General features: G+C 51.5%; 10 protein-coding genes. 2 read left to right on the top strand and 8 right to left on the bottom strand.

Annotated elements, in window-relative coordinates; genetic code table 11:
* Positions 1-423 precede the first annotated feature (423 nt).
* Complete coding sequence (locus AC2FLA_RS21720) at positions 424-1119, bottom strand: alpha/beta fold hydrolase (RefSeq protein ID WP_496725244.1); 696 nt, start codon at positions 1117-1119, stop codon at positions 424-426.
* A gap of 228 nt (positions 1120-1347) precedes the next feature.
* Between AC2FLA_RS21720 and AC2FLA_RS21715 the strand changes: the two genes are divergently transcribed.
* A complete protein-coding gene (locus tag AC2FLA_RS21715) occupies positions 1348-2973 on the top strand; it encodes a L,D-transpeptidase family protein (protein WP_496725242.1) in 1626 nt (541 codons plus the stop codon).
* A gap of 112 nt (positions 2974-3085) precedes the next feature.
* Positions 3086-5830, top strand: a complete 2745-nt coding sequence (locus tag AC2FLA_RS21710; protein WP_496725240.1) for an AsmA family protein — start codon at positions 3086-3088, stop codon at positions 5828-5830.
* A gap of 11 nt (positions 5831-5841) precedes the next feature.
* Here AC2FLA_RS21710 and AC2FLA_RS21705 read toward each other — a convergent pair whose 3' ends face one another.
* The 7 genes from AC2FLA_RS21705 to AC2FLA_RS21675 all read right to left on the bottom strand — a co-directional run bounded on the left by AC2FLA_RS21705 (position 5842) and on the right by AC2FLA_RS21675 (position 14220).
* Positions 5842-6342, bottom strand: a complete 501-nt coding sequence (locus AC2FLA_RS21705; RefSeq protein WP_496725238.1) for a hypothetical protein — start codon at positions 6340-6342, stop codon at positions 5842-5844.
* Between the two features lie 124 nt (positions 6343-6466).
* Positions 6467-8080, bottom strand: a complete 1614-nt coding sequence (locus tag AC2FLA_RS21700; protein ID WP_496725236.1) for a mechanosensitive ion channel family protein — start codon at positions 8078-8080, stop codon at positions 6467-6469.
* On the bottom strand, positions 8077-9399 hold the full coding sequence (locus tag AC2FLA_RS21695) for a mechanosensitive ion channel family protein (protein WP_496725234.1): 1323 nt from the start codon (positions 9397-9399) through the stop codon (positions 8077-8079). Before AC2FLA_RS21695 ends, AC2FLA_RS21700 begins: the two co-directional genes overlap by 4 nt.
* Positions 9400-9550: 151 nt before the next feature.
* Positions 9551-10189, bottom strand: a complete 639-nt coding sequence (locus AC2FLA_RS21690) for a carbohydrate porin (RefSeq protein ID WP_496725233.1) — start codon at positions 10187-10189, stop codon at positions 9551-9553.
* Between the two features lie 327 nt (positions 10190-10516).
* Positions 10517-12250: an amidohydrolase gene (locus AC2FLA_RS21685; protein WP_496725232.1), complete on the bottom strand. Its 1734-nt coding sequence runs from the start codon at positions 12248-12250 to the stop codon at positions 10517-10519.
* 131 nt (positions 12251-12381) lie between these two features.
* Positions 12382-12807, bottom strand: a complete 426-nt coding sequence (locus AC2FLA_RS21680) for a hypothetical protein (RefSeq protein WP_496725231.1) — start codon at positions 12805-12807, stop codon at positions 12382-12384.
* Positions 12808-13338: 531 nt separating this feature from the next.
* Complete coding sequence (locus tag AC2FLA_RS21675) at positions 13339-14220, bottom strand: AAA family ATPase (protein ID WP_496725230.1); 882 nt, start codon at positions 14218-14220, stop codon at positions 13339-13341.
* Positions 14221-15171: the final 951 nt, after the last annotated feature.

Below are 15171 nucleotides of genomic sequence, written 5' to 3'. Positions count from 1 at the left end.
GTGCCCGAAGGTCTTCCTGTCAGCAATCGCCCTCGCAGCACTCGTTATCTATTGGCTATGAGTCCTGACCCTAGCCACCCATTAAATTTCGAATTCAAAGTTAATTTCGCACAGTGCAAATTTTGGTTGGTCCCATGCCATGGTCGTGGCCCCCGTGAAGCTTGAGGACTGCCGCTTCCAGCCCTAAGCGGACATACAAAAACCGAACTGTGCAATTCCAGCTGTACGGTCAGGAGCCGCCCGAAGCTGGTGCATTGAGATCAATGCCAGCTGATCAGTTGAGACGCGGGACAACCTGCGGCGCTGCGGCACATCTTCCCCTGAAGCGGTGGTTGAAGTAGGACAATCGGAATGGAAGCAATAACCATTCTAATACGGGCGATTTCGCTGTCTGCCCACTCGTTCAGGAATCGGCGGCCACGTTCAAATTGCGGACATTAGAATTCGGGCCAAGTCTTCAGGCCTATCGATCATCACGTAGTGCCCGAATGGCACCGAAATCGCCGTCCACCCCGACTGATACTGGTATCGCTCAAAAAACGGTTGGCCAAGCCCTGGGACCCAGCCGGTGGCATAGATGTAGGTCCGCTTTACCACCTCGGCTCCGCCGCTCACCAGTTGCATCGGTTGCTCAAATGTCTTGAGTGGTTGCGCGACATTTCGGCGGTCCACCCACGCACAGTCTGCTCCATTCACCGAAAAAGCCTCCGCTGGGCCCGGCGCGACTTTACCATCGGCGGCACTATCACGAAGCCCTGCCGCGATATCCGCAGGCAAAACATCCAAGGCCGCCTGCCCATCGCCCGGTACGAGCGCATCGAGGTACACAAGTGAGCGAATGTGATCGGGCGCTCTATCCGCCACTCCGGTGACAACCATGCCGCCATAGCTATGACCGCACAAAACAATGTCAGAGAGTTCTTCGCACGTGATTACCCCTAGGACATCCTCGATATGCATGGCCAGATCGGTTTCGTCACTAACGAGGTGAGCACGTTCACCCATCCCTGTCAGTGTCGGGGTGAAAACGTCGTGGCCGTCCCTGCGCAGAAGGGCGGCTACGCGAGCCCAACACCATCCCCCTTGCCACGCTCCGTGGACCAATACAAATGTCGCCATAACCCGCCCAACTCCGTCGATACTGCAATGACAGTAGATTCAACAGGGCCGCCTCGTCCACAGCATCGTTTGGACGTTCAGCGTCAATCCCCTGCATATACACACAGCACTCGAACCCTCCAATCAAATGGCCATACTAAAATCATAAATTACGATTTGATTATACATTATGTATGAGTATCCTCCCACATAGAGACAGCATATAGCGCGAAACCGCAGGAGGTATTGGTGGGTCACGTTAAGTCGTTAGTCGCGATTTCGCTAACTGCATTGGTAACAATATTCCCCAACCCAAGTGTCGCAAACGAGATATCAGAGCAGATTGCTTCTCTACTCGGTGCCAAGTTGGACGTGAGTAGCACGCTACCTGACAGAAAGAGCTTGGATGCTGAAATCCTAGTGCCGCGTTTCTACGAAGAGAGGGACTTTACTCCTGCGTGGACACGCGATGAATTGTCAGACGAACTCTTTGATGAGTTGGATAGTGCAATAGAACAGGGTTTCAGACCAGAAGACTTTGACTTAGCGGAGCTTCAAGCCGCATTTAAGGCCGCCCAAAGTGGGGATGTCTCTAATCAAGCATTGTTCGATATTCTGGCAACTGACGCTGCTGTGAAACTGGTTCATCATTTGGTGTTTGGGAAAGTCGACCCAAATGCACTGGACGACGATTGGAACTTCTCAAAACCGGTAATTCAACAAGACCCAGCCGTTGTCCTAAATCAGTTTCTTCAAGGTGAAGGTATTAGCGCGTTAATCGAACGCATCGATATCGACAATGCGCAGTATACGATGCTTGTCGAAGCACTGAGTAAGTATAGGGCCATTGCTTTACAGGGCGGTTGGACCAATGTTTCGGATGAAACCGTTCTTAAACCAGAGATGGTGGACCCTGCTGTCGCTGAGCTGCGCGTAAGGCTGGCGGCAGAAGGCTACGTTGAAACAAGCAGTTCTTCTGAAGATGGCGAAAACGGCATAAATCCAGCTTGGGTTTACGACGATAAATTGTTGAGATTAGTCAAATCTTTTCAGAGTCGACATGGATTAGAAGCCGATGGGGTCATTGGCGGTAAGACGTTCGCATCGCTAAACAAACCGGTGGAAGATCGCATTAACAAGCTGCGTCTCAGCTTGGAACGTGGCCGCTGGCTTATGCGGGAAGTCGACGACGAATTCGTGCTGGTGAACATTGCAGGAGCCCGCACATATTTGGTCACATCGGATGGCACGCTTTGGACCACTAGATCAATCACAGGGTCAGCCTATCGAAAGACCCCAGTGTTCCGAGACGAAATCAGGTACATGGAATTCAATCCCACCTGGACCGTTCCCGCCTCGATTTTTCATAAAGACAAACTTTCGCGCATCCGCAAGGATCCAGCCTATCTGACACGCAACAACTATGTTGTTCGGAACAAGGATGGCCAGACAATCCCCGCAAACGCTGTAAACTGGGGGGCGAAAAACCCCGGCGTGACCCTGGTTCAACAACCGGGCCCAGACAATGCGTTGGGTTTGGTTAAGTTCATGTTTCCAAACAAATACGCTGTGTATTTGCACGACACAAACGACAAAACCCTTTTTGACCGAAACGAGAGAAATCTCAGTTCCGGCTGCGTTCGCCTTGAGTATCCGTTCGAGTTCGCGAGCCTTCTGATGGAGGGAGAGCCAGATTGGAGCCGACAGAAGATGCAGTCCATTCTGGTTAGCGGGAAGACAACGCGCGTTGATCTACCTGAGCCAATGCCAGTTCTTTTGACATACTGGACAGCGTGGGTTGAAGACGGGGTCGTTCATTTCCGCGAGGACCCATACGAGCGGGATGCTCGTATCCTGGCGGCTTTGGACCGATGAGCACGAAATGCGCGGCGCGCGCGAACCGAATTATGTGCCCATCTAGTCCAGCAGATTGGCGAACGCTGAATTGCAGATAGACAAAACGGCGTAGGCGACGACAGGGGGATACATGAGGACTTGGCTGTTTAGAACAATTGGGATTGTCGTACTACTTGTGTTTGCAACAATCGCATTTGTTTGGTTGCTACTTGCTGCTCCGCTATTCTCGGGGATGCGACGTGACCTGGTCGAAAAAGTCCTTTCTGAACAAATCGGACAACCGATTGTGGTCAATGACGATGTAAGTATCGCGCTTGGACGCATTACCCACATTTACGTCGGTGGAGTGGTTATCCCGAGCCAAACAATGCCGGAAACATCTCTTGCAGAATTGAACCTTCTGGAACTGGAATTGGATGTTGCTGCTTTGGCCAATCGGCGTCTGCACTTTGACAACCTCATCGTTGACGGCCTCAAGGCGAATTTCCTTACAGCTGCTGACGGCACTACAAGTTGGCGAAAAGGCCGACCGACGCCAAAACCTGAACCCGAAAACGCCACGGAAGAGGACAATCAAGAGGCTATAGCTGAGACAGGCGGATCCAATGAGAGTGACCCAGAAGGTAGCGGGATCCTTTCATTCCTGAGCGACAAGAATGTAGCTTTCACATCCATTGGGTTGAACATTGATGATCAAACCTCTGGCTTTTCGTTCGTGTTTGACCTCCAGTCTCTCGCTCTGGAACAGGTAGACCAAGGGCAAAGAACAAAGGTCTCGGGAATAGGCTCCGTCAACGGTCAAAGTTTCGAAATCGAGGGTGACTATCCTCATGGCGCATCATTTACGACGCGTGCCAATTTTGGCGAAATGACAGTAAGCTATGACGGCGATCCATTTTTGGAAAACGAGGGTGGCGGCTATCGTGCCATCTTGCAGATGGACACTGGTGAGTTCGGTGACTTTCTTGAAGTCATTGGGCTGGAGCGAGTTCTGGAAGGGAATGGCCAGTTGCAAGCAGAGCTTGTTTCTCAGGATGCTCTGAAAATCGAGACCTTTACGACCACCGTAAACCTTGAGGAAGGACAGCAACTTACAGCTGAAGGGTCGATAGAAGACCTCTACACAGCTCGGGGCGTTGATCTGTTATTCGACGCGCGGCTTTTTTCTGAAGGGCAGCCGCCGAACGCTGCAAAGAGTTTCCAGGAGCTGAAGTTCACAGCCTTTGAAATGCACATGGTAGGATCACTTGCGTCTTTCGAGTTCGAGAAACTTCTGTTCCAAACTAACGCATTTGATCAAGGCCTGGACGTGATCGGGCCAGCCTCTATCGAACGCATTCGCCGCATGCCCGATGGTCGGCTTGCGATGCTGGGCATCGCCTTACAGGCTGGACCCATTGAGGACCCAATTCTAAAGGCCGACGGCGAAATTCTCGACCTGCTTCAGCTTCAGGACGTGACTTTCGAAGGCACACTCAACGGGCCGGCCAAATTGATTATGCCAAATATGGATGAAGATTTTGTCGATCAGCTCGGTGGCATAAATGCCGACTTCAGCTTGTCCAATGAAGGAGGGCCTGTTTCGCTCAACAGGTTTAACGCAACCACCTATGGCACAGATATTTGGGCGCTTGACCTCGCGCTATCGGTCAGCGAATTGAAAGGGCTGTCAGGCCTTGATTTTGACGTGGAACTGGATGTCAGCGACGGAGCTAGTTTTCTGACTGCGCTTAAATTGCAACCTGTCGAGATTGGCGCACTTGCCGTCGATGCAGTGACGTCGAAGCAGGGCGAGGACTTCACTGCCTCAATCGAGTTTGAAGCCGGTTCGTCACACCTTCTGGCCGCTTTGGATGCAAAATTTCCCGAGGGCGCTTCTGTAATTCGCGGAAACGTTGCGAGTAAAAGGCTCGATTTAGACGATCTAAAAAACCTGACCGCTACGCTGGACCAGCTTAAAAGCTTGGTAGGCGACGCTTCAAAAGATCCTGAAACCGACGTACAGCCCTTGGTTCTGCCGAAGGAAACCAACGTACAGCCCCTGGTTTTACCAAAGGAGAAAGGAAAGCCAGCCGATCTTCTGGATGTGCAGCGCGTACTGAGAGAGGCTGACGTCGAGGTACAGATCGACTTTAAGGAGATTGTTGGCCAACAAGGCGTAACTTCTGTTTCCAGCCAATTGTCTGCAAAAGAAGGGACCGTAGATTTTGGCCCGCTCCAGATGGCATATGGCGGTGGAAACTTCAGCCTACGGGCAGTGATGGATCTGATTGACTCACCTGATTGGCTCTCCTTGTCGGGGTCAACCTCAGGATGGGAATTCGGAGAGATTCTCGATGAACTGGGTATCGGGATAGATGCCTATGGACATTTGAGTGGTGAGTTTAACGTTTCAGGCAATACCGCGTCTGGCATTGCGTTTGTGAATTCCATGCGCGGCACTGCTTCTTTATCGATGTCACAAGGCTATGTCAGCACCAGCCTTCTGGAGTTGGCAGGGCTTGGTGTTTTCCCTTGGCTGTTTTCAGAGGAACTCCGTCAAGGTTACACGGACATAACATGCGTTGTAGCACCAATTAACATCGAAGCCGGCCGGGTAAGCTCAGATTCTATCGTGGTTGAAACCGGTTCTGTTCAATTAGTGGCCAAGGGCCAAGTGGATTGGGTCAAAGATTTCATTGCGATCAGGGCAGAACCTCGTCGAGTTGGCAAACCGTTATCCCGTAGCGCCTGGCCGTTTGATGTGACTGGCCAACTTTCGTCACCGAAGTTCAAGTTGGATGTGGGTGGGTCCAGAAACAAGGCTCCGGAAGGTGCTGATGCGATGCCAGCAGACAGGCAACCGTGCGTGCCAGACATCAATCAACTGAAATAGTCGGTCACGACCTACTTCTTTAGTGGTTCAGGCTGTTCTGCCTGGCATGCCAAAACGGCCTCGATGGCTTTTGAGGACCCACTTAGATCAAGTTCTACTTCGGCTCCACTTTCACCAATTATCGTGACGCTTTGGCGCTTGCCGAATTCGGTTACAAACGCAGGGTTGTCGAAAAAGGCGTAACCCCCGGGGACGCCATTTTTAAAAACACCTACGGCTTCGCCTTCAAACTTTGCGTCACCAAAATCGAAGTTCACGATACCGGTTGATCCGTCCTCAATCTGAACCCAGGCCGGATTGTAGGCGGCAAAGAAACCGCCAGCCTGATTGGGTGCGACGCCAATTTCAACTGTCATGTCGTCTTCGAAGGGCTTCCACGCGAGGCAGCCATTTCCTTTCTCGGGGTCGATCAAAATTTTCCAGCCGCCGAACTCACCCCACGGCTCCATACCAGCGGCAACAGCGCCACTCGCGAGAAGCGTTACTATTGCGGTAAATGTCCAATTGATCATCTGGAACCCCAAAACGTTCTGAAAACTATTGCATTAATCCTACCCATTGCTCTGGATCAATCAAACTAATCCGACAACCTGCAAGGGCGGGGTTTAGTAGACCCAGAGTGGACTTGGTATTCTTTTACTCCGCTATATGAGCAAGCTTTCCATCCCATTCCTCAGTGGGAATCTTAGGACTTGGCGGGTCAGCCATGTAGGACGGTGTCATAATTTGCGTACCGTTCTCGTTGAACACTTCCACGATGTTTTGGTGTAGATCAGACAGAATCTTTGGCAAACTCGATCCTCGAGATGTGTATGCGTTAATTTCGTAATTGATGGCATAGTCAGCCAACTGTGTCCAAAGTACAAAGGGCTCCGGGTTTTTCTTCAAACTCTGTGTGCGATGAGCCGCCTCTATCAACATTGCCGTGATTTTTTTTGGCGGCTCCTCGTACCCGATCCCGACCGTTGTGTGAACGAGAAGACCTCGACCATCGACTTTGCGCGAATAATTCACGACCTCTGAGTTCAACAACTGAGCGTTTGGAATACTGATCATTTCGTTTTTGATGGATTTGATAAGTGTTTCCATAAGTTTGATTTCGGTTACGTCCCCAATCTTGTCTCCGACCATTATTCGATCACCAACATTCGTGCTGCGCCGATAGATGACAAACAGACCTGCCATCATGTTCGATACAACTGTGTTAGATCCCAACGAGACCATGATACCGGCAAGAATTGTCAGGCCTTGAAACGCCCGGGAACCTGAGCCCGGAATGTATGGGTAAGCGAACACCAGTGCGATCACGATGACTAAAGCCCTGAACAGCATGTTTGTCGGCGCGATCCAGTGCGCCTCGAAATCTTTGATTTCGAATGCACCGTTCTCCAGGTTGTCAAAGAACAGGTCGAGGCCTCGGATCGCAAATCGACATAAGGCCGCAATAATTACCAGCATGATCAGATTTGGGATGTACCCAACGACAGCCAGCACAACATTTATCAATGGCTCACTTACGTACTTTAGTAGAACTTGAGCAATGGCCTGGGTTTCCGCGAAAGACAGCAAAACCAAGGACAGGTAGTAATAGAGAAAAAACAGAAACAGCACCCACATCAAAGCATGAATTGAATAAACGATGATAGATGCGATTGCCCTGCTTCGTAGGATTGACTTTGTAGCTTCCTCGACGCTTTCCGCTCTCTTTTCCAAGTTGTTTCTGACGTAGCCCAGAAACGTCTTCCGTTTGGCAAAGAAGAAGTATGACACCAGTGCAAACAACGCCGTCCAAGCGACAGCGGCCAAGGCGCTGTCAACGCGGCCTTCGCTGGATCGCGCTTCCCGGTACTTTAAAATGGCATTTTCGATGGCCTCTGCTTGCAGCCCGGCCAGAACTTCAATGTCCATCTGTTCGTGGTCGGCGTCAGCCTGAGTGGTAATAGTGACCATATGGCCGTCCACGCGTACGAGTTGTCCAAATTCAGCCTGGGAGATTTGGATGTCGACCGTTTTGCTCTCTGATCTATCCGCGACTTGAGCAATTCTTTCTTCAATCTTTGCGGCCCTGTCCGTTGCGGGCAATGCGCTGGATCCGCGGACGACAAAAAGCTCATCCCCATCGACAATAACCGGTGCTATGAATTCGGGATCTTCTCGCTCCTGCTGCGGCAGCAGTATTTCTTCTGACTGGGCCGAGGCTACACAGCAAAGAAGCAGAAAGGACATCACCCATATTACTAATGCTCTCATGTCTTTGCTCCTTCCACTGGGATCAGGTGAACATCGCGCTGCGGGAACGGTATTGATATTCCCTCTTGGTCAAACCGCTCCTTGGCTTGTCCCGTGAGGTCCCAATAGACAGTCCAGTAGTCGTCAGACTTGGACCACGGTCGACAAAAGATATTGACTGAATTGTCGCCAAGCTCACCAACAAATATTTCTGGATCAGGCGATTTCAGGCATAGTTCATGTCTTGCGACCAATTCCTTCAGAACATCGATTGCGTGAGCAGCATTGTCTGAATACGCGATCCCAAAAACCAGATCGACGCGACGCTCATCAGATGCGCTGACATTTGTGATTACGTCACCCCAGATCTTACTATTCGGCACAATGATAATCTGATTGTCGAAGGTTCGGATTTTTGTCGAAACGACCGACATCTCGTCAACAAAACCAGATGACCCGCCAACCTGAATATAGTCTCCGGTATCGAATGGCTTTAAAACCATAATCATCAGACCGCTGGCGAGATTGCCTAACGTTTCCTGAAGCGCAAAGCCAAGAATGAAAGACAAACCACCAAATATTGCAAACAAAGGAGTGACGTTCACACCAAACAAGGCAAGCACAACCAGAATGCCGAGAATAAAGACCGCCCAAAACACTGCGGTCGCAATGAATTTCTTAAGCATCCGCGATATTGTAGGTATCTTTTCAAGACCGCGCTCAGTTAAACGACGCACCATTTTGGCGACAAACATCATAACCCAAACAGCAGCCAAAACACCCAACCCAGCCAATAGTAGACCAGCACCTCCCTCCCAGGAAACCAACCATTGGAGAGCGTTGTGAAATAACGTCTGTAAATCCGTTGTTTTAAGCACGCCAGTTTTGAGCGCTAAAAGATAATCGGTATGCGGTTTCAGGTCTTCTTCGGCGGCACCCTTTAGGGCCCATTCGTTCAAGACCAGTGTGTAATTATCCAAAATTACAGTGCCAGTGTCGTTTATCAAAGAAAGCTGTGATCTCAGGTCATCTTCTTGCGCTTCGTTTCCGGCCTGAAGGCTAAGATTGATACGGGCAATTTCTTCAAGTTGGTTGCGAACATGGTCTTGCCAGGCAACAGCAATTTCCGAAAGCTCATCAGTCGTCAGCGGAACAAGCAGTATCTCCAGGTCACCGGCAGAAATTGATTTGTCGGCAACCTGAGTTAAGAGATCTTCTTGCTGTACCTCAGCAGGTTCCTGTTCACTCGCCGCGTTCTGTGCGTACGCTGGAACAGCGTTTGACGTCGAAACCGCCGCAGCAAAGAGCAAAATAACCAAACCGTAGATGTATCGCGCCATGACACTAAAGCTCCTACATAAAGTCTGAAGTGATCATAAGGAGACCGAAAAGGTCTGCCATCAAAAATAGTTGGGGGCGACTCACTCACTTGCCGCCCCCGCCCGTTCCGGCCAAAATGAAGCCCGAACGGAAACTGCTAACCGGTATGCATCAAAGATTGACCCTCAGCCTCAGTCCCAAGACCAGCGGGTCGTTCGAGTTTGATCCGGGATTTTTCAGGTATTGCACGTCTGCCGTCAGTGCCAGATTGTCGGCCAGGTCCAGACGGTAGAAAGCTCCAAGTGTCGTTTGATTGGGCAATCCTGGTGTCGTCAGGTCGGCAACAGTGGCCGCTATGCCAAAGAGATCATCATAGGTGCCAGGTCGCCACATCAAGCCTGCGTTGACTGCACGCCTGGCCAGCGCACCGCCGCCATTGGACCATCCCAGCCGTCCGAAGATCATCAGTTGGTTGTCGAATGTATGGTTGGCAGAAAGTGTGGCTCCATATGTTTCCGGTACGCCAACTTGTTGGCGCGCATCCGTGTGAAACATCCCCAGATGAACGTTTGTTAGAAATCGTTTGGATTTTTCGGGCGTCCAGCCGATCTCGGCGTATTTGTAAAATTCGCTACCCCCGGAAAACCACTCGATGTCTGTGAGAGACCCAATGGCGTCGCTGACCACCCCTAACGCGTAAATCTGATCCGTCAGATAGCCGCCGACCGTGACGCCAAAGCCTGGATCTGGGATTGGCAGTACAGGGCTAAACAGGATTGAATAGTTCGAAAAGGTCGTTCGTGGGTTCACGTACCCAAGAATGTCGGAGTAGTACCGCCCTGTGAGTATGTCATAGTTCTGCGCTGCGCGATTGTCTGCCGCAACGATGAATTCAATCAGTTTTTGGCGTAGTCGTAGCGGTTATGGCCTCTTGCGGCGCTCAACCCGCAAAGGGCCTCCCTAAGGAACCTTGGATTCTCGCGAAGGTCTGCGACGCGCAGGAAGCAGACGTTGCAAAGCCTTGATGTCGGCCGACTGCGTACATTTGGTCAAACCACAGTGAAACTCGACTGCAAGTCCAGAAGAGCGGACGCCATGAGGATCACTCTCGTTCTCTCCCGCGCGTTAAGTGCAGAATTAGAGATGCGAGTGAACAACTTTAAGCGCATGCTCAAAAGTTGCTCGCGCGAAATCGGTGTCTGTAAAGCCGAAGTCATATCTAATAGGCACCACTGAGGCCTTCCTCTCGGGTTTTGCCACCGGAAGCACCCGACCTTCCATGACGGTTCCCCATACTTTAACGTCTTTGATTTTCATGGGGTCCACTGAAAGAGGACTATCGTCGAGAATGGTGAAATTGGCGCGCTTTCCGGGTTCAATACTGCCAATTTCGTCTTCAAGTTTGAGCGAATAGGCCGCTTCAATCGTGATACCACGAAGCGCTTTCTCCGCACCCACCCGTTGATCTGGGCCTGCAACACGACCTGAGGACGTCACGCGGTTTACGGCACACCACATCAGGAAAAGAGGATCGGCTGGTGCCATTGGCATATCGGAATGCAGTGACCAGGAGATCCCCGCCCTCGAAACATCGCCAAGACGTACCATTGCGTCCGCTCTTTTTGGCCCGAGGCCGACAGAAGAATATTGGTCTGAAAGGGCGGTGACGTAGTATGGGTTGCCACTGACGATGGCTCCAAGCTCCGAAATCCTTTGAACCTGTTCTTCTGCGCTGACTGCAAAATGAACCAGAACGGTCCGATGGTCATAGCGCGGATTGCGTCTCAGATTCATTTCAAGCGCGTCCAGAACGCGATCAAGTCCAGCGTCTCCGTTCACGTGCACATGAATTTGGTAACCTGCATCCCAGTAGATGCGGAATGCGCGATCAAATAGGCTCTTGTCCATCATCCATTCGCCAGTGTGGCCATCCAGATATGGATCACGCACTTGCATGAGCAACGAATAGATTGCGCCGTCTGCAAACAGCTTGGCTTGCTTGGGCGCAAGGCTGGTCATCCCCCCATACCAGCTTTCCAGTTTTTCGGTCTCGGCGATCACCTGAGCATCATCGGGATAGGTGCTAACCAAGGTTTTTGCATCTGGCATGAAGGACCAGCGGAAGGGCATGTCGGGGCTGGACATAACAGCATTGATGCTGTCCTGAACGGGTTTGGCGAGAATGCCACCGGGTTCGTTGCCAATCGTGATACCCTTGGCGTGCATGTAATCGCGGGTCAGTTCCAAACCTGACTGCAATCGTTCTGGTGTCGCGGCGAGCGACGCAATGAAAGGCAGCACCGCAAACAGGCCCTGCTCCCAAAAACGGCCTTCCAAAATTCTGGATTGGGCCTGCTCCGTCGGGGTAAACGCGTCGATGATGTCCTGCGTGACACCTCCCATCTCCAATGCGGCACTGTTCAGGATCATCTCATGACAAGACCGTGCCCAGACAAGGATTGGTTGGGTTGAACTTATAGCGTCAAGTTCCTCCCGCGTAAGCGGACCAAAAAAGGCAGGGTGATACCCCCATGAAACGACTGGTTCAGACGGATCGGTACGTTGCTCAACCGCATTGGTTAGCCGGTTGATAAAGTCGTTTTTGTCCCTTACGGCAGGAACTGTGCCAGAGGGCAAAACCCAGTCCTCGATCGAAAGGATTTCCGAAGACATCGTGAGCGCCGCCAGAAGTGGGTGGTCATGCTGGGCAATAAATCCCGGCATAATGACGTGGTCGGCAAACGTTGTGTCAACTGTGTGGCGCTGCCCTTTCAAGATGCCTTGAACGTCCTCAAGGCTTCCGACCAAGAGGATACGACCGTTCACGACGGCGACGGCTTCTGCCGAAGGCTTTTCCGGATCAAGCGTCACTATTTCTCTGGCTGTGTAAACCGTCACCGTAGGAAGTGGTACGATTGCCGTCCCCAAATCTGATAGCGAATTGGATTGGCCGAACGCACCGCTGAGCGGCGTTAAGGCGGTTGCGCCTGCAATCCCTGTTCTCAAGAATCTACGTCGGCTAATTTGGGGCATTTCTGAACTCCGGCAATCAGGTTGATCCGACTATGCAGCAGGGAACCGGCACCGGACAACAATTTCTGCCGATTTGTTTTGCAATCTGAGATTGCGTTCTTGTAAACGACTGTTTTCCTCACGATCCCGTAAACGAGGGCGCAAAATGAAGGTCCGCTGTGGGCTGCTAGCAGCCCATCGCGCCATTTCAAAAACGGCGACACTTGCCCCTTCTTGAGCTGCTTTGGGGCGAGTTCTCCCCACTCATCAGCGCTCATGCTTTTTCGCGTTAGCCCTTCCTCTGAGGCAAACAGAGCCGCCTTGACGAGGAGAAAGGCCACCGTGATGGCGCCTACCTCGCAGCGTTTCTCGAATTCTCCGGTAGTTTCATTGGGCCTTTCTTCTGACATTCCCATTCCCGTCTGTATCTGAAGCTTTCGGGCAATTCGTTAACTTTGATTGTATTTCATTGCCCCGGAAAAGCCAGTTCTCGGACGTGCGAGCGCTGCTTCAGGAGAGGCTCTAATTCTGCAACAATCCTCGTACTTCAGTGCGAGTAGTTTGCGATGGTGTCGAAGGACGGGAGACCGGTTCCGACTCCTCATTTTTCGTTTTGTTGGGTGTCATCTGGCGGCACACCCTGCTCATTGTCAGACGTTGTTTCATTTTCCCGAATTGCCAACTCGGCGATTTTTCGAACCAAATACCAAACGCTGCTACGGCGTGTGTCCCCCTTGATCCAGCCGGTGACATCCTTTGCCGGGATGTCGAAATGTGGTGCTTCGTCTTCGAATACTCTGACCTTTTAATCGGAGATATCCGCAAGCTCAGTCATGTTTCCAGCGCGGGCTTCCGCGATTGGAGTTTGGTTTACATAAACAATAACTCTTAGCATCTTTTCTTTCCCATTTAGTAGTGTTCGCATGCATGGGCCCTCGTGGATTCCATTAGTTCCACGAGTGGTTTTTGGTCTTTTGATGCAGGAGACCCCGCAGCAACCGTCTCAGAACTCGCACTGATCTGTGCTGCTCATAGGTGCCTACCAGAGCTTCGATGTCGCCGAGATCCAGCCGAAAGAACTCAGTTCTCAACCAAAAATCAGCAGCAAATTCGCCCACCAGGCTCTGAATGATCGCAGGCAGTTGCTCCGGCGTTGGCGGCGGGATCTCATAGATTGTGCAGCGGCTGAGAAGAGGCGCAGGAACGCAACTCAGATCATTCGCTGTCAGAATCCAACTCACGTGGGAGGCGTCGACGTCAGCAGCCAGGTATTTCTCTCGAAATCGTTTAGCCTCAGAGGACTCGAGCAATGCCAGAAGTTCGCCAGCGGTGTCTCCGTTTCGGCTCGCATGCGTCTTGTCGATTTCGTCGAGAATGATCGCTGGGTTAAGGACCCGTGCCGTTGCCACCGCATCCGTCACGATCCCTGCATGCGCGGAACTCCATCCGATGGGAAGACCAAACAGGTGGTTTTCAGATTTGCCGCCGACATTTGCGCTCTGCACGTAGAGGCCGAGAGCTCTACAGGATGCCTTTGCAAAAGCTGTTTTGCCGACGCCGGGCTCGCCAACCAGTAGGGTGGGTTGGATATGAAGGATGTCAGATCCCATGCTCCATCGGCACTCGATATTATGGATCATCCCCTCGATGACGAAGTTGCAATGAGGGAGCCTTTCGGAAACCGCACGAAGCTCATTCAACTCATCAAGTGAGGCCAGCCGAGCAAATTTTTTGCTCCAGGTTGTGAGCTGTTTGACATGTTCCGGCATCTCTTTTCTAAGTGTTCGCGGCAGGTACTCGCCCCAGCGAAGTTTCCGCATCTCTCGCATGTCTTCTCGATCTCCTCGACACGTGTCTCCAGCTCACGCCGAGTTTCGACACGTCTTCTCCCAGGTGTGGTGACGGATCATATGCAAGCAACTCGAATTTCTGATTCAAATGTTTGGCGATCAGCTGCCCAAATGCGCCGAAACCGATGATACCGACGGATGTCGTGGCTTTTTCAACTGTCGAGCTTTTCATCTCATGACCTCAAAAACTGCCACCCGGCAAGAGATCATTTCGTGTTAAGACCGCTGTCAGGGCAGCGGAAAATTCACAGTAAAACGTCCGCAGCTATACAAGCTGAGGATAATAACCTTTGGAAATGTCGAACGCCTTCATCATGTGTAGCGAACTAGTTCACCATACAGGTTGAAGTCAACCACTTGTCTGGGAGCATTCCGAACCGGATGGTGTCTGTCGACGGTGTATCGAACTTTCGCTCGAGTAAGCGAGCCATCATTTACAATTCTGTTACCCTTAGGGCGCGAATTTTTTCCTACCAGCAACAGCATACCGACTTTCATTGCTTTGCAGGTAGCAAGCAATAAGGGCTCTTACCGATTTACTACGCCAAGGCCGGTCAGTTGGTATTCAAGTCACACTGAAGCACCAAGATATATTCCCCCACGTCGTCTTTTCTCATTGATCTGGCACTGACTTCGACAGATAGAGAGGTGTGCGGTGGCTGTCTTCCTTCTCAAGTGGCGCGTGTCAAAGCGCTACCGGAGGACCTCCGGTGGCCTTTGTTCATGGCTTACGCACCTGCCACAGCCCTATCAGAGGACGTCATGCCCCTTTCACCTGACGGACAAGACTGCGCCACTCGCGCCATCGACCCTTTGCCGATACGCATTATCAAGCGCGCTATACTGGTTCTTGTCGGCCTGTTTTATTTCCTCTTCGTGGCCTTTGCCCCTCTTCTTTGCGTTCGGCGCAGAGGGTTTCGGGGTTGGTAT

Source organism: Ruegeria sp. CDSA033 (assembly GCF_059612305.1).
The sequence above is the reverse complement of the archived record's forward strand: the minus strand, read 5'-3'. Positions and strand labels throughout refer to the sequence as shown.

Coding starts and splice junctions, on each gene's coding strand:
- AC2FLA_RS21695 (WP_496725234.1), bottom strand. CDS start 9,399: ATGGCGCGATACATCTACGGTTTGGTTATTTTGCTCTTTGCTGCGGCG.
- AC2FLA_RS21675 (WP_496725230.1), bottom strand. CDS start 14,220: ATGCGAGAGATGCGGAAACTTCGCTGGGGCGAGTACCTGCCGCGAACA.
- AC2FLA_RS21705 (WP_496725238.1), bottom strand. CDS start 6,342: ATGATCAATTGGACATTTACCGCAATAGTAACGCTTCTCGCGAGTGGC.
- AC2FLA_RS21680 (WP_496725231.1), bottom strand. CDS start 12,807: ATGGGAATGTCAGAAGAAAGGCCCAATGAAACTACCGGAGAATTCGAG.
- AC2FLA_RS21710 (WP_496725240.1), top strand. CDS start 3,086: ATGAGGACTTGGCTGTTTAGAACAATTGGGATTGTCGTACTACTTGTG.
- AC2FLA_RS21720 (WP_496725244.1), bottom strand. CDS start 1,119: ATGGCGACATTTGTATTGGTCCACGGAGCGTGGCAAGGGGGATGGTGT.
- AC2FLA_RS21700 (WP_496725236.1), bottom strand. CDS start 8,080: ATGAGAGCATTAGTAATATGGGTGATGTCCTTTCTGCTTCTTTGCTGT.